We start from the raw sequence: 23,385 nt of genomic DNA on the forward strand, positions 1-23,385 counted from the left end.
TAAGCCATAAGCGATTAGCTTAAAGCGAATAGCTATACTTCCATCAACTCCCTAGGATCGGTTACTTTACCTGTAACGGCAGCGGCAGCGGCTACTAGCGGACTTGCCAATAATGTTCTTGATCCGGGACCTTGACGGCCTTCAAAATTTCGGTTCGATGTACTTACTGCATATTTACCGGCAGGAACCTTATCATCGTTCATGGCCAAACAGGCAGAACAACCGGGTTCACGCAATTCAAAACCAGCTTCATTTAGAATAGCGAGCAAGCCTTCATTCTTTATAGCTGCTTCCACTTGATGCGATCCAGGAACCAACCATGCAGTTACATTAGCTGCTTTTTTCCTTCCTTTAACAATGGATGTAAAGGCCCTAAAATCCTCAATCCTTCCATTGGTACAACTTCCAAGGAAAACAAAATCGATGGGTTTGCCCATCATACTGTCGCCTTCATTGAAATTCATATATTGAAGTGATTTTTGGTAGGTTGCGGCTCCTCCTTCAACGGCATTGGCATTAGGAATATCATTTGAAATTCCGATACCCATTCCCGGATTGGTTCCGAAAGTAATCATAGGTTCAATGTTCGAAGCATCAAAAGTGATTTCCTTATCGAATTGTGCACCTTCGTCGGTGTACAAGGTTTCCCAATAGGTCATAGCCTTATCCAAAGCAGCACCTTTAGGAGAGAATTCACGTCCTTTTACATATTCAAAGGTTTTCTCATCCGGAGCGATCATACCGCCACGAGCCCCCATTTCAATACTGAGGTTACAAACGGTCATTCGACCTTCCATCGTCATATCACGAAAAACCTGTCCTGCATATTCCACAAAATAACCTGTGGCACCCGAGGTTGTCAACTGAGAAATAATATACAAGGCAACATCCTTAGGGGTTACCCCTCTGTTTAACGAACCCTCTACATTGATTCGCATACTCTTGGGCTTCGCCTGCATAATGCATTGTGTGGCCAAAACCATTTCAACCTCGGAAGTACCAATACCAAATGCAATGGCACCGAAAGCACCATGCGTGGAAGTATGGGAGTCACCACATACGATTGTGGCTCCAGGTTGTGTAATGCCGTATTCAGGACCTACTACGTGTACAATCCCGTTTTTCTCATGACCCAATCCCCAATAGGAGATACCGTAAGCTGCAGAATTTTCTTCCAAGGCTTTCAACTGATTGGCGGAAAGTGGGTCTTCAACAGGTAAATGTTGGTTGATGGTAGGGGTATTGTGATCCGCAGTGGCAAACGTTTTTTCTGGATGCAAAACTTTGATGCCCCTGTTTTTTAATCCTAAAAATGCCACGGGACTCGTAACTTCATGGACTAGGTGACGGTCAATGAACAATACATCCGGACCATTTTCAATATGTTCTACCACATGGGAATCCCATACTTTATCAAATAGTGTCTTTTTTGAACTCATAATGCTATTTCTTCTAAGCTTACAAAGCTATCAAAAGTAGACTTTCAAGGAAATTATTAGTGCTGTAAATTACGATGTTCAACAAGGTCTTAATCAGGGCATGGAGACTTATGTGTATGCATAAATCCCTTTTTTACATATACTTTACAGGATGATGAATAGCTTTTGTAGTTGCAATAATCAAAAGAATTTTTGCGTATTGGTGATATTTGGAATTTTGAGGGGAACAATGGGATTCTTCGATCAACTGAAAGTAGGAATTGTTTTTGGATAGGCCACAGTGCTATGATCTCTAAAAGGAGTTTTTTTTGATTCAAGGCGTTTGCCAAACTATTTTAGAAAATATGTTCTATCGATGATTTTTTGTTCAGGTTACCGCTAAATCCAAATAGGACCATAATTAATGGCATACATTCAGGAATTTCTTGATCTTTTAAGTGGGCATTTCGCGAAATGAATCCCTCAAGCGGTTTTCAAATTAATATGGGCTGTATTGAATAATTAAAAAAATAACATCAAATTCCTTTATTGATATTGGGGGTTCCTTAATTTAGCTTCTTTTTAATAATATCGAGTTTAGCTTTCATGATTTTAAACCTCAAAGGCCTTTGGCAACTGGGTATTGCCTTTTCCATTACACTATTATTTTACACCTGTTCACGACAAGATACAATTCGACCGGATATAGAAAGAAGACTGGCTGAACTGGATAGCCTATCCCAAACACAACCGAAACAATCACTTTTGGAGTTGGATAGTGTATTGCAAAACAATAAACACCTAACCACCTTGGAACGGGCCATGGTATTGTTTAATAAAGGAGAGGCCTTATACTTGAACGACCAATACCAGGAAGCGCTTAACACCCACTTGAAGTGTTATGATTTGTTTGTTGAATTAAATGATAAATACAATGAAGGTCGTTGTTTGATTACCCTGAGTGGGGCATCGCTGCACATGGGGGATTTGGAAACCTCCCAGGTTTATGCCTTAAAAGCATTGCATTTAGCCCAACTGATAGGTGATGCCCGAATTGAGGGAAAAGCCTACAATCAGCTATTTAAACTACATTTCAAGTTAAAGGATTACGATAAGGCATTGTCTTACATTAAGGCAACGGATAGTTTATATGCCAAAGGGACAGACACGACTTCGATTATTGCCATAAAAAGCAATATTGCCAGCGTTTATTTGAAACTTAAAGAATACAATAAGGCCTTGGCAAGTTATTCGGAAGCCATGTCGCTAAGTCAATCCAAGGGAAATCCCAAAACATTGGTTGCGGTCCTTAACAATATAGGATACACGTATATTGAAGCAGGGGATTACGAGAGTGCGGAAAAATTTTTAAGAGGTGCTGTTGCTTTAAATAAAAATATACAGGCCATAAACGGGGCGCCATATAAAGGCCTGGGCAATCTATTTTTATTGATGGCCAAAAATGATTCTGCAGAAGTTAATTACAACAAGGCATTGGATATCTATAAATCGAATAAAAACGCAAAGGAAGAAATTGAAATAAGGGATAAACTGGTTTCCATAGCTATTATGTTCGGGGATTACATAAAGGCTTTGAATCACCAAATAGTTAGGGATAGTTTACAAATGCATGTCAATAGTTTGGAAAAAGACAGACTTTTAAATTTTGCAAATGTCAATTATGAGGTGAAACAAAAACAAACGGAAATAAACCACCAAAAAGAAATCAATTCGAGGAATCATTGGCTTTTTATCAGTATCGTTTTGTTATTTGTACTCTTATCCATAGTAATGGTGTTTTATGTGTATAACACCAAATTACGGGCAGCCAATAAGGCCTCGAAATTAGAGCAAAGTTTATTGCGGGCCCAAATGAATCCACATTTTATATTCAATACACTTGCCGCTATCCAGAATATCACCTTAGAAGGAAACCCGATAAAGTCATCAAATCATATTTCGAAATTCTCCAAACTGATTAGACAAAATTTCGATTATGTAAGAAAAGAATCCATCACGTTGGATAAAGAAATCGCAATGATTTCCAATTATATAGAAACGCAACAACTACGCTTTAACAATGCCTTTACCTATTCCATTGAAATTGGGGAGGCCATAGACGTTTCCCAAATAAAGGTACCTCCAATGCTATTGCAACCTTTTGTTGAGAATGCTATAGAATATGGTCTAAAAGAGAAAAAGGAAGGCGGAAGGATTCTTCTTAAAATAGAAAAAGATGCCCAAGGATTGTTATTTATGATCTCGGATAATGGTATTGGAAGGTCCGTAAAGGCCAAGCAAGAAAAAATAACGGAGGAACTGCACGCAACATCTATTATTAGGGAACGTTTGAAAATGAGAAAAAAGGGGGAGGAAAAATCCTTTATTATTGAAGATCTCTTTGATGAAAACAATAAACCTACTGGCACAAAAGTGTTTTTTAAATTAAAAATCAAATGATAAAAGCGGTTATTATAGAAGATGAGTTCAATGCTATGAATACATTGGACAAGCTTATTAGATATACCCAAAAGGATATTGAGGTAATTGCTAAAATCGATAATGTTGTTGAAGCCATAGCTTTTTTAAAAAAGCATACACCTGATCTTATTTTTTTGGATATTGATCTTATTGGAGGAAATGCATTTCAAATTTTAGAGGCTTTGGACAGTATAGCCTTTAAGATAATTTTCACCACCGCCTACGATGAGTTTGCCATTAAGGCCATAAAGTTCGACACTATTGATTACTTGCTAAAACCAATAGATTCGGAGGAACTGACAGCATGTATGGACCGCTTTAAGGAGGTTTTTAAGAAAGAGCAGGTCTATAAAAATGCCTTGGATAAGGTTAATGAGATCAATGACAAGGAAATTCAAAAAACGTTATTGATCAAAACGGCAGATGCACAGTATTTCCTTGGGATAAAGGAAATCATACGCTGCCAGTCCGATGGTAGTTATACGATTTTCCATACCGCGGACAGAAAAATAATGAGCGCCCGTAACCTGAAATACTATGAGAACATTTTAAGTGAGCATACCTTTGTTAGGGTACATCAATCCCATCTGGTAAATGTGAAATATATAAAGACCATTAACGCCAATAATACCGTTTGCTTAACGAACAACGAAAAAATACCCGTGGCTACGCGCAAAAAATCTTATCTAAAGCAGCTTTTGGAAACCTTTTAAGTGCAAATACAAAACAAAAAACGGCAAATATAAAACGGATTTAAAATAGCGCTTTCCCAATCTTAGTTTTGAGGCAAATAAACAAATAACCCTTAAAATAAAAGATCATGGGACTAAAAGAAAACCGATTTACCAAAACTTTCCAAGAAGAACAATTTCCAGAACTAAAAGCTCAAATAATCGAAGCTGCAGGTTTTGATGTGGCATTCAATATTGAATGGGACACTTTATTTGAAAATCGTTTTTTACATCTGTATAACGATTCATATCCGAAAATTTACTTTTTTCCACTTATTGAGGCTTTTAAGTCCATTGCTTCCGATGATATGGGTAAGGAAGCTTTGGCAGAAAGTTTAAAGGCAATACGTATCACAAACACCAAAGACCATCACAACCCCAAAAATGCATATTCTTTTGCCGACGGTATCTTGACCGTGGATCATAGTCCCATCCTAAATGCCGATAAGGTGGAGGACAGGACAAAAACCCTAATAGACCTGTTGGAAAACAATTTATAGAAGTTTCTATAACCTATTAGTTAACAGGTAATTGCCATTGATTTGTATAGATCTGCCATCCATATCTTTTTAATCGGATTCTTTTTGTCGCTCGTAGGCTGTGAGGTTTCCCAGAGTGAGGCAAAAAAGGACCTTATGGAGTATCTGAAGATGCATCATGAAAACGAATATGAGATCCTGACTTTTAAAAGGAATTTTAATACAGCCAACATGAACCCTGATTTATTTTGGGTAGAAATTGGGCTTGTGGAAAATCCGAAGGTTATCATAAGTTTTGAATGGGACGCAAAAGAAAAGGCCTTGTATATATCGGCATATTAGATATGGAAGCCTTAGCGCGAAATCCTAGCAAGGGTAAACCCCATTTTTTGCCACACAAAATAACCAAGAGGTCAGAAGCAATCAATAGCATTCATAACACCGGAATATCATGGAAAAAACAGCGTATTATAAAGCGTTTGTGGCACAAACGCCTGAGGATATCGTTCAATCCGTTTTTAAAAATGGGGAAGACGTTTTAGTAGCGATTTCATTGAATAACGGAGCCTATTTGGAAGGTGTGATTATTGATGTAAAACAAGAAGACAACCATCATAAAATGGTTTGCATGCTTTCGCAGGATGAACAAATATCTTTTTTTCCGGCACATGCCATAACCCTTATTACGGTTAAGCAACCGAAAAAGATGTTGGTGGAATTGTCTAAGGGGAACATTAGTAGACCAATGCCAACCAATGATGAAAACCTTTCTGTTTTACAACTTAAACGATGGTTGCATACGGAGAAAGTTCAATTGGGAAACCAAATAAAGGAGCTTAAAATAGATACGATCCCTCTTGATGCCTTTAACAACAGGCTAAACCTTCAAGATGTAATCAAGGCCTTGGTCATAGCAAAAGGGGAGATTACAAAGGATGGGTTAGGGGAGGAAGCATGGCAGGGGGTTGAAACCATTGTTATAAAACAAGCAGATAGACTGTTTCTGCAAATTGAAGGAAAAACCTTGACGATGTCCATAGCCGTGGATAAAGCTTTGCCAAAATCACTATCCAAAATATTGGAAGAGAAACTACTGGAAATAGTATAACAGAGTAAATCATTTTAAAGAAATAACAAAGACATAAAATAATAGTATGGGACTAAAAGAAAAGAGAATTATCAAAGCATTTCAAAACGATTTGTTTCCAGCGTTGGAAACACAGATCAATGAAGCGGCAGGGTACGCTGTGCCTTTGGATATTTTATGGGATACATTAATGGAAAACCGTTTTTCCCATTTATATAATGATACGTATCCAAAAATATATTTTCTACCCTTGGTAGAGGCTTTTAAAGCCATTTGTGCGGACGAAATGGGGGCTGGACTTTTAAAGGCCGGATTAAAGAAAGTAATTATCGTAAATGAAAACAACGAACACAACTTGCAGCGTGCCATTACTTTTGAGGATGGAGTCTTGAAAATAGACCATAGTCCAGTCATAAATGCTGATAAGATAGCGGATAGGACAGCCCGGATCACCGCCTTATTGGAAGAAAAATTAGGGGATTTTGCGGAAGGGACATCAGAAACCCCAACATCGGAATCGAAAGACAAAAAGGGAGAAACAGTAGAATCCCAGGAATCTGCCAAAATGGACATTCAAGAATTGTATAACCAATCATTTTTGATCTCTATGGAAAAACAGGAGATCTTCAGCGAAATGGTGGAAGGTTTAGGTTGGAGTTGCGATATGCTTGAAGGTAAATTGACCTATGGGGAGGATAAGGTTTTCGACATACAGATCATAGGGTCTTATTCCATAAATGAAAAAAGCTGGTTGTGGGCCTGGGCGAATACACAAAGTGGTATTCCGGAAAAGTTTTTACAAACGGCTTTGGCCATGAAATCCATCGGGGAGGCCTATCAGATAGAGGATTTATTGACTCCCAAGAAAGAAATGGATTCCGATCCTGGAACTTATTTCTCGACCGTAGCTTCGGCCATGTTAAAGGAAAGTTGTTATGTGCCCTTAACGTACAAAGGTTTGGTTGTTTATGTAACGGTCAATTCAAAAGAGGCGGACAGTAAAGCACGTACGGCACCAGCATTGATCTGCTCCCATTTTACCAATGTAGCCGCAAATTATACATTCCCACACAAGTACACGCTGTTCTATTATCTAAAGGCCAAAGGATATGAAGTTGAACTTCCTGGCAACAACATTGTTGCCAAAAAAGGGGATGATCGGATACTAGGCATTTTCGACTTAAAAGGGAATCTCATGAAAATTTCAAATTCAAAAATAACCGTTCAAGCGTAATACATTATGTCATACACATCACAAACAATTTCAGACTTGGAAAAGGAACATCAAGAAGCTCTAAAAGCGGCTCAGGATAAGATGTTAACCGATTTAAACGATGCCCAGACATCCGGGAATTACGAAAAAATTGAGGAAGCCAGTATTGTATTCCAGAATATAGCAACGGAATTAGCCAATGAATACACCAAACGTATTGAAGAAATCAATGCGATGAACCATAAGGTGGTAGCCGATAATGCGCCAGGGATCTACACCGATAAGAGGACCAATATAGATTTAAACCTTTTGGTGTACGATGGTGATAGGGATTATGTTCTTGAATTCCAAAAGGACGAATTGATCCAAAATACCTTAGAAAAGGTAAATGAAAACAATGGCAAGTTCAAGTCTAGAAAACATTTGTTGAAATCAAGTTTAAGGTTAACGAAAACCTTGGCACCAATGCTTCATGAAATAGGGGAGCATTGCAAAAATACCTTAAAGCTTAAAGCCGATATTGAGTTTTTTGTTTACCAAAACGATATGTTCAATGCGTCTTGCTATCCACCGGATGAGAACAAATTATATATTATTTTATCTTCCGGTATTTTGGAACGTTTCTCTAAGGAAGAATTGACTTTTGTTGTTGGCCATGAAATCGGACACGTACTTTTTGAGCATTTTGATTATCCTGTACGACAAATTCTGGATGAAGGTGAAACCTGCTTGGCACCGATCCATGCCATGAAATTATATGCTTGGAACAGAAATGCCGAGATCAGTGCGGATAGGGCGGGATTGTTATGTTGTCAAAATTTTGAAGCGGTAGGACGTACGTTCTTTAAATTATCTTCGGGAGTAACAACGGATTCCTTGGATTTTCAACTGAATGCGTACATAGAACAATTTGTGGATTTGGAAGAAGTACTGAACGATGCCAATCACGATCCGTCCGACTGGTATAGCAGTCACCCATTTAGTCCCTTACGTATCAAGGCCTTAGAGCTTTTCAATAAAAGTGAAACCTATGCGGCTTTTAATAAAAGCATCACAGGTGAAATTACCGAGGAAGCCATGGAACTTGAGATTAAACGCATTATGTCGTTGATGGAACCGGAAAATCTGGAAGATAATAGCGAACATTCCGAAAAAATACAGCGTTTAATGTTTTTAGGGGGCTATTTGATCTCAAAGGCTGACGGTGTGGTTGATGAGGCAGAGATACAGGCATTGAGCAGTATTGTTTCTCCCAAGGTTTTTGCCAATTGTATGATGACCATAAAGGGACTTACGGAACAGGAAATGATCAACGAAGTACAACAATTGACACAAGATCTTGATATTGTCTTATCGGTGATGCAAAAGCTGAATATACTAAGGGATCTATCGATTATATCCTACGCCGATGGCCATATAGATGATCGTGAAGTACATGTGTTGTATAATTTAGCCATTTTACTGCGTATACATACCGATTTTATCGATCGTGTCATCAATGATGCGCAAGAGGTAAATTAGGGGTCCGATCTGTATGCTTTAAACCAAAGCTGGACTATAAACAGAAATAAACAGGGTAACCATTTAAAAGGTAGTGATTTCATGTCACTACCTTTTTTTATTCTTTTGAGGATTATTTGATAAGGTGTATATGCGCCACGAAATTAAACAAACTACCAACTACCGCTGGAACCACCACCACCAGAGCTTCCCCCACCTCCTGAAAAACTACTGCTTGAACTACTACTGAACCCACTACCATAACTACTTCCCGAGGAACTATGGGTTGACGAACCAGCACTGTGAAAACCGGTACTTAGATTTTTATTGATAAACCGTTTATCGCTCTTAACCCATGATAATTTATAAGAATCGCCATGTGTATATATGCTGTACATAGCAATAAGTACCGGAATAAGGACCAATAAAATACCCAGAAGACCATATAACCACATCAGATCATCGGCTAAAAAAGTAAGTTGGTCCGGATAGAATTCGAAATCAATGGCAACAATTCCAATAAGGGGCATAAAAAAAAAGACCAATCCGAATAGCATCGGATAGAGAGCGGCAAATAAGGCAAAAGGAAAGTAGAGCAGGCTGACCTTGCCAATAAGAATCCCCCTAAAGGAAGCAATCAAACTTCGATAGGACCGAAAAATCACATAGGCACCAACAGAAAGGAATACCGATAAAAAAAGCGTTACAAAGATTTTGACAAAAATAGAGGAGCCTTCATTTTGAGCTTCTTCCTTAAATTCCTTGGCTGCTTCGGGATTTCTTAAAATATTGATGATCTGTTCTGTGGCGAGGTCTATCCCCTCATAATATTGCTCTTTTTTAAATTGGGGTATAATTATTTGCCTTATGATCCGTGAGGCTATGGCATCGGTAATGTAGGGTTCCAAACCATACCCAACTTCAATCCGTACTTCCCGGTCTAATTGGGAAACGAGAATCAAAAGACCATTGTCCTTGCCTTTTTGACCAAGTTCATTTGCCCCAAAGGTTTTATACGCATAGTTTTCTATGGTCTCTTGGTGTAGTTTTTTGATGGTGAGTACTGCAATTTGGTTAGAGGTTTCCTGTTCAAAATCGGTTAGCTTCTCCGAGAGGATTTGCAATTCGGATGCATTGAAAATACCGGCACTGTCCGTTACAATACGATTGAGTATTGGATATTCCTCTTGTGCCATGCAAAAACTTACCAAAAGGAATAGCAGTCCAGTAAGAAGGTTTTTGATTTTCATTGTGGTCAGTTTTTGCTTAGGTATTCAATGGCAACCTTTGATCGGTGCCTAGTAATAGGGTGGGGGCAACCCATCACGTACGAATTCTTAAACGATTCGTTTTTTGTTCTATTGTTTATGGAAAGGGTAATCACTAGAAAAGGAAAAGATATTGTGTTGATGTTTTTAAGCACCCATGTGTCGTTCGGATTAAAAAGGGGGTGGATAGTGTGACTTGGTAAAGCTAAAGGGGAAATAGAACCAGGTTAAGGGTGAATTGGGTATCACCTTAAATCCTTGATTTTCACCCAAGCCCTTAAGAATTTATTGAAATCCCATGCTTTTGAATGATAAATCCATGTTTATTCTTTAGAATACTGCTATTTTTATTGTGTATTTTTAACTGTAAATTAATCACATTCCTAAATAATTATGAAAAAAAGTAGTTTGAAGAAAGCATTATTGCTTCTTACCGTTATTGGTTTCTTAAGTTGTGCCCAAAAAGAAAAAGATAATACTCCATGGTCAACTATTTTCGATGGTAAAACCTTGGACGGTTGGTCTAGAATTGGTGGGGAGGCAACCTATAAAGTAGAAGATGGTGCTATTGTAGGATCAACAGTTCGAAATACGCCAAACACATTCTTAAGATCGGATAAACTTTATGGCGATTTTATCTTGGAATTGGATTATAAGGTAGATCCTTCCATGAATTCAGGAATTCAGATTCGTTCCAATAGTTTTCCTTACTATAGGGATGGAAGGGTTCACGGGTATCAAATAGAGATAGACCCCTCTGAACGCGCATGGAGTGCAGGAATTTATGATGAGGCACGAAGAGGTTGGTTGTGTCCCTTGACCGATAACCCCGAAGCACAAAAAGCCTTTAAACAAAACGAATGGAACCATTACCGTATTGAGGCCATTGGTGATACCATTAAAACCTGGATCAACGGGGTACCGGCAGCCCACCTTATTGATGATAAAACAGCCACTGGGTTTATTGGCCTGCAAGTACACAGTATCAAGGAAAACCAAAAAGAAGGTACACATATCATGTGGAAAAATATTAACATCCTAACTGATAGCCTTGGAAAATACGCTAGAAAAACAACACTTAAACCTGTTATCACCAAAAACCAATTGACCATTGATGAAAAGAAACAAGGATGGGATTTGCTTTGGGATGGTAAGACTACCGAAGGATGGCGTGGTGCCAAATTAGAGGAGTTTCCAAGCCAAGGATGGGAGATAAAGGATGGTGAGCTTACGGTATTGGCATCTGGAGGTGAAGAGTCCGCTGCCGGAGGTGATATTGTAACCAAAGAGTTGTACGGGGATTTTGAACTGAAGGTAGATTTCAAATTGACTCCAGCAGCAAATAGTGGTATAAAATATTATGTGGATACTGAGATAAACAAAGGACCGGGATCTTCTATCGGACTTGAGTACCAAATATTGGATGACGCATTACATCCTGATGCCAAATTGGGTAACCATGAAGGAAGTAGGACAGTCTCTTCCCTTTATGATTTGATCAAAGCGGATTCCAACAAGCATATGAATCCAATCGGAGAATGGAACTCTGCACATATCATTTCAAAAGGTAATCATGTAGAGCATTGGTTGAATGGAATGAAAGTCTTGGAATACGAAAGAAACAGTGATGATTTCAAAAAACTGGTTTCTGAAAGTAAGTATGCAAAGTGGCCCAATTTCGGCGAACTTGAAAAAGGACAGATCTTATTGCAAGATCATGGGGATAGAGTGTCTTTCAAAAACATTAAAATTAAATCTTAATAAAAGTTGGGTAACATGTCGAACAGAAGAAGTTTTATAAAAAAAGCAGTTACAGGAACAGCAGGTGTGGCATTAGGAGGTAGTCTGAACGCCATGAGTGCACAGAGCTATTCCAAGATCATCGGGGCGAATGACCGTATCCATGTTGCGATACAAGGTTTAGGTCGTAGGTACCAGGCTTATTTAGGGGGAATAGTTAAGAAAGAAAGCAATGTGGAGTTGCGCTATTTGTGCGATGTCATGAAAAGTCAACGTGAAAAAGCCGCAGAAGTGGTTTCCAAAGCCTTTCCGAATACCCCGGTTTTAGAAAATGATATTCGCAAGATTATCGATGATAAACATATTGATGCCATTTTTATGGCTACCCCGGACCATTGGCATGCACCTGGGGCTTGTATGGCAATGCAGGCAGGAAAGCATGTGTATTTGGAAAAACCATGTAGCCATAATCCTAGGGAAGGGGAGTTGCTCGTGGCCTATCAAAAGAAATACAATAAGGTGGTACAAATGGGTAACCAACAACGATCTTCCGCCCAATCCCAAGAAATCATGAAGGATATTCACGGGGGAATTATCGGGGACGTGTATCATGCTACCGCATTTTACACCAGTAAAAGAGGACCAGTACCCCATCAAAAAGAAACAGCACCACCAGAAGGGCTGGATTGGGAACTTTTCCAAGGACCTGCACCAAGACGGCCCTATACCGATGATACGTGGAATTATAATTGGCATTGGTACGGATGGGATTATGGTACCGCGGAGATGGGGAATAATGCCACGCATGAATTGGACATAGCAAGATGGGCATTACAAGTAGAATATCCAGAACGTGTGGAAGTCAATTCAGGAAAATTCCAATATAAAGACGATGGCTGGGAAATGTACGATACCATGGAGGCTACGTTTAAGTTCGCTGATAATAAGATCATCAAATGGGACGGACAAAGTAGAAATGGGTATTCCAAATATGGTGCAGGTAGGGGTACCATCATCTACGGTTCCAAAGGTTGTGTGTTTATTGATCGCGATGGTTATAAATTGTACGGTTTAAAAGGGGAGCTTATCCGTGAAAATCTATCTCCAGGAATTGAATCAGGTAACGCACTCGGTGGCGGAGGAAGACTCTCCACAGCACATACCCTAAACTTTTTTGATGCCATACGTGGAAAAGCTGCTTTAACTTCACCTATTGATGAAGGGGTGGTAAGTCAATTGCTCACCCATTATGCGAACATAGCATCGCGTATCGATGATGCCTTTGAGGTTGATGAGACAACAGGGCGAATATTCAATCGGGAAGCCATGAAGTTATGGTCGAGAACGTATGAACCGGGTTGGGAAATTAAACCTGTTTAAGGGTTTGTTATAGCATTGTATGGGTAATTTAAGGTTGTTCAGGGCCAGAACTATGAATTTTGGTCCTGAAATGGGCCGTATCTTGGGTTTTTTGGCGGTACGGAAATTATATTTTCTGAGTTTTGTCATCACTTTTCTGGTGTTGGCATGTAAGGGAAAGAAGGTTGATGAAATAGTTTATGGGGAAGAACCCATAGACTTAACGGTGGAATACATTCGGAATACCAACAAGGTATTGATCATTGACGTCAATCCTGAATTTGGTTGGACAGTTCCCCATTCGGCGATTTCGCAAAAGGCCTATCAATTATTGGTGGCTTCATCAGAAGACCAATTACGAAATGACATAGGCGATGTATGGGATTCTGGAAAAGTGTCGGATAAGCAGTCATCGAATGTTGAATATCAGGGCACTCCTTTGATTGCAGGCCAAACATATTATTGGAAAGTTAAAATCTGGGATGCTACAGATATGCCATCTGCGTTTTCTGGAATACAGTCCTTTAGAATAGGTAAACAGGAAAAAGGGATTACCAGCGCAAATAGCCTTCAAATAGATCGTATTAGACCGATTACCTTAAAGGCAACGGATAATAATTCATATCGAATCGATTTTGGAAAAGCAGCTTTCGCTACCCTTCAACTTAAATACCGGGCCATAAAGAAGGATACCTTGGTCGTTCGTATAGGAGAACAATTGGTCAATGGTATGATCAATAGGGATCCTCAAGGAACCATCCGTTATCAAGAGGTACGATTACCGGTGAACCCCCGGGAGAACACTTATATCTTATCCATTCAGCCCGATAAGCGGAACACAAAGGTAGGGGCAATTGCACTTCCCAATTCGGTTCCGGTTTTAATGCCTTTTAGGTATGCGGAAATAGAACATGCAACAGCCCCGATTTTCGAAAATGATGTGGTGCAATTAGCGTATCATGGGTATTGGGAAGATGAGGAAAGTCGTTTTCAGAGTTCCGATACCATTCTTGATCAGGTTTGGGATTTATGTAAATATTCCATTAAGGCAACCACCTTCGCAGGGGTATATATAGATGGGGATAGGGAACGTATCCCGTATGAGGCCGATGCCTACCTCAATCAATTGAGTCATTATTCGTTGGATAGGGAGTATGCCATGGCCAGGCGCACGATAGCGTATTTTATGGAACATCCTACCTGGCCGACGGAATGGCAATTGCATGTAGCACTTATGTTTCATGCGGATTATATGTATACGGGTAATACCGAGCTTATCGAAAGGTATTATGAGGATTTAAAACATAAGACCTTGGCAGAACTGCGTAGGGCAGACGGACTCATTTCCTCTAATAATGCATCACCCGAATTTATGGTGAAATTGGGGTTCAAGGATCCTAAGGCCAAATTGAAGGATATTGTGGATTGGCCACCGGCACAAAAGGACACTGGTTGGAAATTGGCCACCCCGGAAGGGGAGCGCGATGGCTTTGTCTTTACCCCCATAAATACGGTCGTCAATTGTATGTATTACAGGAATTTGGAAATCATGGCCGAGTTCGCCGGAGTTTTGGATAAAGCGGATGATGTAAAATTTTATAATGATTTGGCCAAAAAGGTAAAGACCTCGATCAATACAGTATTGTTTGATGCGACCAAGGGTATTTATGTAGACGGGGAAGGTACGGCCCATGCTTCCTTGCATTCGAATATGATGGCAATGGCGTTTCATATAGTACCCGAAACGGCAAAACAATCCGTATCGGAATTTATAAAGAGTAGGGGTATGGCCTGTAGTGTCTATGGGTCACAATATTTATTGGAAGCCTTATACAATGCCGGTGAGGGACAATATGCGTTGGATTTAATGACATCAACGGCAAATAGAAGCTGGTATAATATGATCCGTATTGGGTCTACGATGACGCTCGAGGCTTGGGATATGAAATATAAACCCAATTCCGATTGGAACCACGCATGGGGAGCTGTGCCCGCCAACATGGTTTCCAGAGGATTGTGGGGCATCAATCCGAAGGTTCCGGGTTACGACATCGCTACCATAAAACCACAATTGGGTTCCTTAAAAGAAACGTCCATTATTGTGCCGACCATTAAGGGACAAATCAAGGCAGATTATATTCTCCTGGACAATACAAGGAAATACACTATTGAAATCCCCGGAAATATGAAGGCCGAATTTGATGTTGGGCAATACCCCAATGCAAAGATCATGCTTAATGGCATTAAAACGGATAATGGGATACTTCATTTGCAGCCCGGGAAGAATACTATTTTGATTAGGCGTTGATATGCTTTCTTACGAAAGTAATATGTAGATAAGAATGGTTAAAAATACCAAGATCGAACCAGCGATATTAACGGCGGACCATGATTTTTCATGAGTTGTTTTTTCTTTGTAAACTTCCACCTTTTCAGTTGTACTGTATCTGGAAACCAGGAACATAATGATAAAGTTCAACACAAATTCAATGCCCCATAAATGGACAAAATGTATGTTGATTTCCAAAACGAAGGTGGTCAGTATATAAAATGTAAATCCGAAAAACAATCCGGCTTTTGCCCCTTTGGTGTTGATTTGCTTAAAAAATATGCCCGCAATGATGATGGATGAAATGGGAATAAAGAAAATACCGTTCAATTCCTGTAGCAGCATATACAAGCCATCAGGTGCATAGGCCACAAAAGGGGCTACGATAATGGCTATGGCAGCTAAAATAACCGAAGATAATTTCCCGTACTTCACCAGTTTGGCATCCGAGGCATCCTTGTCGATTATTTTTTTGTAAATGTCCAGACAAAATATGGTACTGGCTGAGTTTAAGACACTGTTGAAGGTACTTAGGACCGCACCTAAAATGATGGCAGCAAAAAAACCATACAAATAGGTGGGTAAAACCTTCTTTACGAGTAGAGGATAGATTAAATCGGGGGTTTCATAATATTGGTCCTGAAAATAATAGAAGGCAATAAGGCCTGGGAGTACAATGATTATGGGTACGAATAATTTCAATACCCCAGTGTAGATCAAACCTTTTTGCGCCTCAACAAGATTTTTGGCGCCAAAAGCCCGCTGTATGATGGACTGGTTCATACCCCAGAAATATAACTGATTGATCATCAACCCAGTGAACAATACGGAAAAAGGCAATACAGAGTCCGGTTTACCTATAATGTCGAATTTGGCCGGGGCAAAATTGTAGACGGTACTCAATCCATTGAAGATATCCCCATTTCCAATTTGATAGAGCGCTATGGCAGGAATGAGTAAACCTCCCAACATCAAACCCACACCGTTCAGCGAATCGGAATAAGCAATGGCCTTTAATCCACCAAATACGGCATAAAACGCACCGATGACACCAATGGTGAGTACGGTATACACTAAGGATGCTTCATTTGAAATACCGAACATGTGTGAGAAGTCAAAGACACTTTCAATATTGATGGCCCCAGAATACAAAACAATGGGTAATAAGGTAATCACAAAGGATGACATGAGTAAAAATGCCACTATGGAACGAATGGCGCCATCAAAACGTTTCTCCAAAAATTCGGGAATGGTCGTTAGTCCCATTTTCAGGAACTTGGGAATAAAGAATATGGCGGCAATTACCAAGGCAATCGCCGAAGTTACCTCCCATGCGATGACAATGATACCGTTCTCGTAGGAACTGCCATTCATTCCGATCAAATGCTCGGTAGAAATGTTGGTAAGTATCATGGAGCCCGCAATAATGGGTCCCGTAAGACTCTTTCCTGCCAGGAAATAACCTTCCGATGTAGTAAACTTATCTTTTCGAAGCTTATAGCTCGTGTAAAATATAACAAGTAGCGTAAAGCCGAAAAAACCCAAATAAGTATATAACATAGAAAAGGTGGTTTGGTTGGTTTTTGATTAAAATTTTATGACATCGGGTAAGTATTTTTTTACCAATTCCTCGTAGTAGGGCCTAAGGGCCTTAACATCGGGTTTTACAGGAGCTTTGGTATATAGGTCGTAGGGATTGAACTTTTTGACCCACTCGAACACCTCGAGGTCCTTTTCATTCATTAAATGGGTATAGGCCCCTTCGCGATGCTGGGCATAAAAAGAATGATATCGTATGATGTACAAGGCAGGTTCCGGCAAATAATCCTTTAGGATTTGATACAGGTACTCGTCATGTCCCCAGCTCATTTTCACTTGGTCCAATCCGCAATTGGGCTCGTATATACCGAATTTAGTATTGAATTTCTCATTGGTGGAATCGGGGTTGTCCGCAAAAAATTCAGGATACACAATGGTCTCGGAGAATTTGCACCCTACCGGGAAGGTATCGCCCACAACCGCCCATTGCGGTTCGCCGAAAAGACACAAAACCTTGCCGATATCGTGTAAGAACCCTGTAAGTACAAACCAGTCTGGATGCCCATCGGCCCTAATGGCCTCCGAAGTTTGCAATAAGTGTTGCAATTGGTCCAGGTCAATATCGGGGTCACTATCGTCAACCAAGGTGTTCAGGAAATCCACCGCTTCCCAAAGCGACATTTCCTTCTTGTCAAATTTTAAAAATTCCTTTTCTTTTTGGCAGACGAAATCATAGGTTTGGAAGCGATGGTTAACCCTATAAAATTCCCGAACCGTATCTACACGTTCTGAATCCACATAATTTCTAAACTCCTCCTTATCCTTGGTCATATCACTAGGGTCAGGATAGCGTTCCTTAAGGTTGTCTTCCCAATCGTCCAAATTTTGCATGGGATTGTTTTGGTCTGTTGAATTTTTCATAAGCCTGAGGTTTTCCAATTAAAGTGTCAATGATTTTCTAATGCCTAATTCCAAACCACGTATTTCGGCCAAACCGCGTAAACGGCCTATTCCGGAATAACCTGGATTGGTCTTTTTATGTAAGTCATCGAGCATTTGATGCCCGTGATCAGGACGCATGGGAATACTGATATCTATACGTCCTTCCTTCTTTCTTCGAGTTTGTTCAATAAGAATTTCCTTTACAACGGTATACATGTCTACATCCCCTTCCAAATGATTGGCTTCGTAAAAATTACCTTCCTCATCGCGTTGTGTGCTACGCAAGTGAATAAAATGTACCCTGTCTGCAAACCTCTTGAAAATATGGACCAGATTGTTTTCAGGAATTACCCCTAAGGAACCTGTACAAAAAGTTATGCCATTGGATAAACTGGGCACTTGCCCAAATATATATGCATAATCGGATTCTGTACTGACTACACGGGGTAGGCCAAGGATTTGATAAGGGGGGTCATCGGGATGAATACACATGAGTACCCTGTTTTTTTCAGCAACAGGGATAATTTCCTTTAGGAAAGATACTAAATGCTCTTTTAATTTTGTCCCATTGATACCGGAATACGTGTTAAGGATATCCTGGAACTGTTCTAAAGTGTACCCTTCCTCGGCACCGGGCAATCCCGCGATGATGTTATTAATTAATTTGGTTTTTTCCTCAGAGGACAAACCATTGATATATGCTTTTGCCTTGGTCTTTTGGTCTTCGGTATAGTTGTTTTCGGCACCTGGTCGTTGTAATAGGTACAGTTCAAAGCCAGCAAATGCAATTACATCAAAACGTAGGGCCTTTGAGCCATCCTGTACTTCATAGTCCAAGGAAGTCCTTGTCCAATCCAATACGGGCATAAAATTATAACACACGATCTGTATATCACAATGCGCAAGGTTTTCAATACTTTTTTTATAGTTTTCAATATAAAGTTTGTAATCCCCCGTTTGGGTTTTAATGTCCTCATGGACCGGAATAGATTCAACAACGGACCATGATAATCCGGCATTTTCTATTTCCTTTTTCCGTTTATTGATTTCTTCTAGTGACCATATTTCACCGTTGGGAATATGGTGTAAGGCACTGACCACTCCCGTGGCACCGGCTTGTTTTATATCTTGTAAGGAAACGGGGTCATTGGGACCGTACCATCTCCAGGTTTGTTGCATTGTCATTTTAAGAGTGTTATTAATTATACGCCACTAAAAGCACTGAACCCACCATCAATCGGAATAACCACTCCTGTAATGAATTTTGCGGCATCACTACATAAAAAATGAATGGCACCGTTTAGTTCGTCGGCCTCCCCAAAACGTTTCATAGGGGTGTTCTTTATAATGGTATTGCCACGTTCCGTATACGACCCATCGTCATTGGTCAATAGTTTCCGATTTTGGTTTCCGATAAAAAATCCAGGGGCAATGGCATTCACACGTATCTTACCCCCGAATTTCGTGGCCATTTCAACGGCCATCCATCGGGTAAAATTTTCCATGGCTGCCTTGGAGGCCGAATAACCAACAACACGGGTAATCGCACGCTCTACGGTCATTGAGGAATAATTGACAATGGAGCCTTCTTTTTGTTGGGCCATAACTTCCCCAAAAACCATGGAGGGTAATACGGTACCATTTAAATTAAGGTCGGTTACTTTCTGAAAATCATCAATGTTCAAATCAAAAATGGTTTGGTCTGGCCCAATGGTGGCGCCGGGCATATTGCCACCTGCTGCATTCAAAAGAATATCGATCTTACTGAATCGGGAAAGTATTTCATCCCTGTTTTTTTCCAATGTAGCCTTGTCCAGGACATTGGTGACAAGTCCCATGGCTTCACCACCATTGTCAATAAGGGTATTGACTTTCGCAGCTATGATTTTCTCGTCCCTATCCAAAATCACGATTTTAACTCCTGCTTCGGCTAAATTGTCTGCGATACATCCTCCTAGGACTCCAGCCCCTCCGGTTATTACCGCTACTTTGTCTTTAATATTGAATTGACCCATAATGGATTTAAGTTTTGATCTTTACGAATTATAAAATTTCCATGTTCACGAATATATGATCTGTTCGTTCTAAGGGAATGGATATACTACCCAAAAGCATGGATATATTTGTCAACGTTCCATTATCATCTGTTGCGTTATTAAGGATAATTAGGGAAAAATATTAAATAATATCCAATATTTAAGCAAAACTTTTGCGGTATTTAAATTATGAGATTTGAATGGTCTTTCCATGTTTTTGAATGAAAAATCCATCTTGAAAAGGATTGACTGTTCTAATTTTAACAAAACATTAATATCTATTAGGAATAATCACATTTTTTAAACTAAACTCATTTAAAATGGAAAAACTTAAACTATTATTAATTGTCTTGTTCATTGGCATTTCTTCAAATGCTTTTGCACAAGCAACACCTGTCTCCGGGGTTGTTGTAGATGATCAAGGTATTGCCTTGCCCGGAGCCAATGTTTTGGAAAAGGGCACCACAAATGGTGTGGTAACCGATTTTGATGGGAATTTCACTATTTCTGTTGAGGATGCCAATGCTACGTTATCCGTATCATATATCGGATTTGAAACCAAGGAAATTAAATTGGATGGTTCGCAGAGCTACTCCGTACAATTAGCTACGGCTTCGACTGGTTTGGATGAAGTTGTGGTCATTGGTTATGGAGGTGTAAAATCAAAAGATTTAACAGGTTCTGTTAAAGTAATTAGCTCCAAAGATTTCAATAAAGGTGTTTCTAATTCACCAGGACAATTACTACAAGGTAAGATGGCAGGTGTTAATGTAACGACAAGTTCTGGTGAACCTGGAAGTGCAGTGGATATCAATATTCGAGGGGTTAGTTCGGTAGGTAGTTCCAGTAATCCATTGTATGTGGTAGATGGTGTTCCTTTGGATGGAGGGTCTTCTAATTCTAGCGGTCTTGAAGGTGTTGGGGGAACTTCAAGGTCGAAAAGCCCTTTAAACTTTATGAATCCCCAGGATATAGAAAGTATTACTGTTTTAAAAGATGCCTCAGCTACTGCAATTTACGGTACAAGAGCATCCAATGGAGTCGTGCTTATACAGACAAAAAAAGGAAAAGTAGGCAAGGCAAAGGTAACCTTTAGTACATCAACAGGGTTTTCTTCAGTCGCTAGGGATGTTGATGTACTAAGTGCTAGTGAATATAAAGAACAAACTGCGCGTTTGGCACCATTAGTAGGTAGAGATGCCAATGATTATGTTGATGCTTCGAATGCCAACACAAATTGGCAAGATGAGATTTATCAAACAGCCTTAATGAACAATTACAATTTAGGGATTTCTGGCGGAGCTGGTACAACTACATATAATGTATCATTGGGTTATCTTGATCAAGAAGGTGTAGTGAAAACAACGGAGCATGAAAAAGTAACGGGAAGATTCAATGTAGGTACGTCTGTATTGGATGATCGATTGAAATTCCAGGCTAACCTGACGGTAGCAAATCTTACAGATGAAAGTCAAGCTTTGGGAAATTTAATTACTGGGTCACTTAGAGCCAATCCAACAGGTGCTGTTTATGGCCCTGATGGTGAAGTTACTACACTGGCAGGTGCAACGGACAACCCTGTGGCACTTTTTGACTTATATCGTGATAGAGCCGAAAGCAAAAAGATTTTAGCCAACTTTACTACTACGTATACTATTGTTGAAGGCTTGGATTATAAGTTGAACTTGGCTTACGAAAATGCAGATACTGATCGTATGATACGGGTTTATAATAATGCAGAGGATGGAGGGTCTTATGATACCGATCAGATTGTTAAGAATTCGAATGAGGATTCAAACGTGTTGATAGAGAATTTCCTTACTTATTCTAAAAGCTATGATAAATGGAATTTTGATGCGCTTGCAGGGCATTCGTATCAGACTTTCAACAATACAAGTTTAAGGATTAAAGGGGAGGATTTTTCTACCTATGAAATAGACCCTATTTATAATTTAGGGATTGTGGATGGGACTACTACAATACAATCAGGTGATTCTGAAAGAAAATTACAATCGTTCTATGGAAGGCTTAATGCTAATTTCTTAGATAGATATCTCGTAACCGCATCGTTTAGGGCAGACGGATCTTCAGTATTTGGTGAGAACAATAAATATGGTTATTTCCCTGCAGTCGGATTAGGATGGAAAATAAATGAGGAAGCGTTTCTTGCAGATTCTGATGTGTTTTCCAATTTGAAATTAAGACTAGGTTGGGGGCAAACAGGTAACCAAGCAGTTCCTGTAAGGGTTACGCAAGCCTCATTTGAGACTAGCGTCGATAATAGTTATACATTTAATGGAACAACGGTAGTTAATGGTGTTACTTCAACACGAACACCTAACCCGGATTTAAAATGGGAAGTTACTGAACAATACAATATAGGGCTGGATTGGACTATATTGAATGGTAAAGTTAGCGGTACGTTTGACTATTTTAATAAAAGCACTACCGATTTATTTTTACAAGTTTCTTCACCGGTTCCTTCCTTGACCAATAGTATTTATGTAAACTCAGACGCAGAAATCATTAATAAAGGTTATGAATTTGCGTTAAATGTAAATGCTATTAGAACAGATGATTTTTCACTTGATTTTTCAGGTAATATATCATTCTTGGATAATAACATTAAAGGACTTTCGACAGATGTGTATGTTGGAAATATTTCTGGTCCCGGAACATCAGGAGAGACCAGTAGTATTTTTACCAATGGTCAATCTGCAGGTTCATTTTATTTACCTAGATTTCAAGGGTACGATAGCGATGGTGTAGAAATACTCTCAGAAGAATCAGAAATAGTAGGAGATGCATTGCCAAATACCATTTATGGATTTAATATTAATGCATCATATAAAGCCTTTGATTTAGCATTGAATTTTAATGGAGTAGGTGGAGTGGATATTTTTAATAATACGGCAAGGGCTTATTCCAGTGCAGCTTCTTTGGGGCAAAATGGGAATAATATTTTTAGGGAATACCTTGATGTTGAAGAAAGCCCCCTTGCTGCACCTGCTTCTTCATCTAAATACATTGAAGATGGGTCGTTTTTTAGATTGAACAACGCCACATTGGGTTGGAATGTCAAAAGCAAGAGTTTTCTCGACAGTCTAAGATTATATCTTACAGGACAAAACCTTTTTGTGATAACGGACTATTCAGGATATGATCCTGAGGTTAATACAGGCGGAGGTAATGTATATGGTGTTGACTTTGGCGGTTATCCTCGTCCTAGAACTATCATTTTAGGACTTGACCTTTCTTTCTAA

Annotated in this window: 17 protein-coding genes; 11 read left to right on the forward strand and 6 right to left on the reverse strand. The window is 39.5% G+C overall.

Annotation, left to right across the window (positions count from 1 at the left end):
- Positions 1–32: 32 nt before the first annotated feature.
- Positions 33–1,439, reverse strand: coding sequence for a 3-isopropylmalate dehydratase large subunit (leuC, locus tag LX92_RS17620; RefSeq protein ID WP_109653459.1), 1,407 nt, complete (start codon positions 1,437–1,439; stop codon positions 33–35).
- A 585-nt stretch (positions 1,440–2,024) separates the two neighbouring features.
- Here leuC and LX92_RS17625 point away from each other — a divergent pair.
- The 7 genes from LX92_RS17625 to LX92_RS17655 all read left to right on the forward strand — a co-directional run bounded on the left by LX92_RS17625 (position 2,025) and on the right by LX92_RS17655 (position 8,930).
- Positions 2,025–3,878, forward strand: coding sequence for a tetratricopeptide repeat-containing sensor histidine kinase (locus LX92_RS17625; RefSeq protein WP_109653461.1), 1,854 nt, complete (start codon positions 2,025–2,027; stop codon positions 3,876–3,878).
- The gene (locus tag LX92_RS17630; protein ID WP_109653463.1) at positions 3,875–4,612 is read left to right on the forward strand and encodes a LytR/AlgR family response regulator transcription factor; all 738 of its coding nucleotides are present in this window, start codon (positions 3,875–3,877) and stop codon (positions 4,610–4,612) included. The genes LX92_RS17625 and LX92_RS17630 overlap by 4 nt, the downstream gene beginning before the upstream one ends.
- A gap of 107 nt (positions 4,613–4,719) precedes the next feature.
- Complete coding sequence (locus LX92_RS17635) at positions 4,720–5,130, forward strand: hypothetical protein (protein ID WP_109653465.1); 411 nt, start codon at positions 4,720–4,722, stop codon at positions 5,128–5,130.
- A 135-nt stretch (positions 5,131–5,265) separates the two neighbouring features.
- Positions 5,266–5,451 carry a hypothetical protein gene (locus LX92_RS17640; RefSeq protein ID WP_146197861.1) on the forward strand — a complete coding sequence of 62 codons (186 nt, stop codon included), beginning with the start codon at positions 5,266–5,268 and terminating at the stop codon, positions 5,449–5,451.
- A 109-nt stretch (positions 5,452–5,560) separates the two neighbouring features.
- Positions 5,561–6,217, forward strand: coding sequence for a hypothetical protein (locus LX92_RS17645; protein WP_109653469.1), 657 nt, complete (start codon positions 5,561–5,563; stop codon positions 6,215–6,217).
- 46 nt (positions 6,218–6,263) lie between these two features.
- Positions 6,264–7,430 carry a DUF6882 domain-containing protein gene (locus tag LX92_RS22660; protein ID WP_190263554.1) on the forward strand — a complete coding sequence of 389 codons (1,167 nt, stop codon included), beginning with the start codon at positions 6,264–6,266 and terminating at the stop codon, positions 7,428–7,430.
- Between the two features lie 6 nt (positions 7,431–7,436).
- Positions 7,437–8,930, forward strand: a complete 1,494-nt coding sequence (locus LX92_RS17655) for a M48 family metallopeptidase (RefSeq protein ID WP_109653471.1) — start codon at positions 7,437–7,439, stop codon at positions 8,928–8,930.
- 152 nt (positions 8,931–9,082) lie between these two features.
- On the opposite strand, the gene LX92_RS17660 is transcribed toward LX92_RS17655, so the two are convergent.
- Positions 9,083–10,159: a TPM domain-containing protein gene (locus LX92_RS17660; protein WP_109653473.1), complete on the reverse strand. Its 1,077-nt coding sequence runs from the start codon at positions 10,157–10,159 to the stop codon at positions 9,083–9,085.
- Between the two features lie 411 nt (positions 10,160–10,570).
- On the opposite strand from LX92_RS17660, the gene LX92_RS17670 reads away from it, so the two are divergent.
- Genes LX92_RS17670 through LX92_RS17680 form a run of 3 tightly spaced genes read left to right on the forward strand, consistent with a single transcriptional unit; the run spans position 10,571 to position 15,584 of the window.
- Positions 10,571–11,938 carry a 3-keto-disaccharide hydrolase gene (locus tag LX92_RS17670; protein WP_109653477.1) on the forward strand — a complete coding sequence of 456 codons (1,368 nt, stop codon included), beginning with the start codon at positions 10,571–10,573 and terminating at the stop codon, positions 11,936–11,938.
- 15 nt (positions 11,939–11,953) lie between these two features.
- The gene (locus LX92_RS17675; protein ID WP_109653479.1) at positions 11,954–13,297 is read left to right on the forward strand and encodes a Gfo/Idh/MocA family protein; all 1,344 of its coding nucleotides are present in this window, start codon (positions 11,954–11,956) and stop codon (positions 13,295–13,297) included.
- A 19-nt stretch (positions 13,298–13,316) separates the two neighbouring features.
- On the forward strand, positions 13,317–15,584 hold the full coding sequence (locus LX92_RS17680; protein WP_109653481.1) for an alpha-L-rhamnosidase-related protein: 2,268 nt from the start codon (positions 13,317–13,319) through the stop codon (positions 15,582–15,584).
- Between the two features lie 9 nt (positions 15,585–15,593).
- On the opposite strand, the gene LX92_RS17685 is transcribed toward LX92_RS17680, so the two are convergent.
- The 4 genes from LX92_RS17685 to LX92_RS17700 are packed head-to-tail and all read right to left on the reverse strand — an operon-like array spanning position 15,594 to position 20,101.
- Positions 15,594–17,165 carry a solute:sodium symporter family transporter gene (locus LX92_RS17685; protein ID WP_109653483.1) on the reverse strand — a complete coding sequence of 524 codons (1,572 nt, stop codon included), beginning with the start codon at positions 17,163–17,165 and terminating at the stop codon, positions 15,594–15,596.
- A 27-nt stretch (positions 17,166–17,192) separates the two neighbouring features.
- Positions 17,193–18,065, reverse strand: coding sequence for an inositol oxygenase family protein (locus LX92_RS17690; protein ID WP_109653485.1), 873 nt, complete (start codon positions 18,063–18,065; stop codon positions 17,193–17,195).
- Positions 18,066–18,083: 18 nt separating this feature from the next.
- The gene (gene uxuA / locus LX92_RS17695; protein ID WP_211315892.1) at positions 18,084–19,265 is read right to left on the reverse strand and encodes a mannonate dehydratase; all 1,182 of its coding nucleotides are present in this window, start codon (positions 19,263–19,265) and stop codon (positions 18,084–18,086) included.
- Between the two features lie 23 nt (positions 19,266–19,288).
- Entirely contained in the window at positions 19,289–20,101 is an 813-nt protein-coding gene (locus LX92_RS17700) for an SDR family oxidoreductase (RefSeq protein WP_109653490.1), read from the reverse strand.
- A 341-nt stretch (positions 20,102–20,442) separates the two neighbouring features.
- Between LX92_RS17700 and LX92_RS17705 the strand changes: the two genes are divergently transcribed.
- Positions 20,443–23,385 (forward strand): SusC/RagA family TonB-linked outer membrane protein, encoded by a 2,943-nt coding sequence (locus tag LX92_RS17705; RefSeq protein WP_109653492.1) that lies wholly within the window; start codon positions 20,443–20,445, stop codon positions 23,383–23,385.

Source organism: Maribacter polysiphoniae, assembly GCF_003148665.1.
Classification (GTDB): domain Bacteria; phylum Bacteroidota; class Bacteroidia; order Flavobacteriales; family Flavobacteriaceae; genus Maribacter_A; species Maribacter_A polysiphoniae.

Coding starts and splice junctions, on each gene's coding strand:
- LX92_RS17640 (WP_146197861.1), top strand. CDS start 5,266: ATGGAGTATCTGAAGATGCATCATGAAAACGAATATGAGATCCTGACT.
- LX92_RS17660 (WP_109653473.1), bottom strand. CDS start 10,159: ATGAAAATCAAAAACCTTCTTACTGGACTGCTATTCCTTTTGGTAAGT.
- LX92_RS17635 (WP_109653465.1), top strand. CDS start 4,720: ATGGGACTAAAAGAAAACCGATTTACCAAAACTTTCCAAGAAGAACAA.
- LX92_RS17625 (WP_109653461.1), top strand. CDS start 2,025: ATGATTTTAAACCTCAAAGGCCTTTGGCAACTGGGTATTGCCTTTTCC.
- LX92_RS17645 (WP_109653469.1), top strand. CDS start 5,561: ATGGAAAAAACAGCGTATTATAAAGCGTTTGTGGCACAAACGCCTGAG.
- LX92_RS22660 (WP_190263554.1), top strand. CDS start 6,264: ATGGGACTAAAAGAAAAGAGAATTATCAAAGCATTTCAAAACGATTTG.
- leuC (WP_109653459.1), bottom strand. CDS start 1,439: ATGAGTTCAAAAAAGACACTATTTGATAAAGTATGGGATTCCCATGTG.
- LX92_RS17675 (WP_109653479.1), top strand. CDS start 11,954: ATGTCGAACAGAAGAAGTTTTATAAAAAAAGCAGTTACAGGAACAGCA.
- LX92_RS17630 (WP_109653463.1), top strand. CDS start 3,875: ATGATAAAAGCGGTTATTATAGAAGATGAGTTCAATGCTATGAATACA.
- LX92_RS17680 (WP_109653481.1), top strand. CDS start 13,317: ATGGGTAATTTAAGGTTGTTCAGGGCCAGAACTATGAATTTTGGTCCT.
- LX92_RS17685 (WP_109653483.1), bottom strand. CDS start 17,165: ATGTTATATACTTATTTGGGTTTTTTCGGCTTTACGCTACTTGTTATA.
- LX92_RS17705 (WP_109653492.1), top strand. CDS start 20,443: ATGGAAAAACTTAAACTATTATTAATTGTCTTGTTCATTGGCATTTCT.
- uxuA (WP_211315892.1), bottom strand. CDS start 19,265: ATGCAACAAACCTGGAGATGGTACGGTCCCAATGACCCCGTTTCCTTA.
- LX92_RS17670 (WP_109653477.1), top strand. CDS start 10,571: ATGAAAAAAAGTAGTTTGAAGAAAGCATTATTGCTTCTTACCGTTATT.
- LX92_RS17655 (WP_109653471.1), top strand. CDS start 7,437: ATGTCATACACATCACAAACAATTTCAGACTTGGAAAAGGAACATCAA.
- LX92_RS17700 (WP_109653490.1), bottom strand. CDS start 20,101: ATGGGTCAATTCAATATTAAAGACAAAGTAGCGGTAATAACCGGAGGG.
- LX92_RS17690 (WP_109653485.1), bottom strand. CDS start 18,065: ATGAAAAATTCAACAGACCAAAACAATCCCATGCAAAATTTGGACGAT.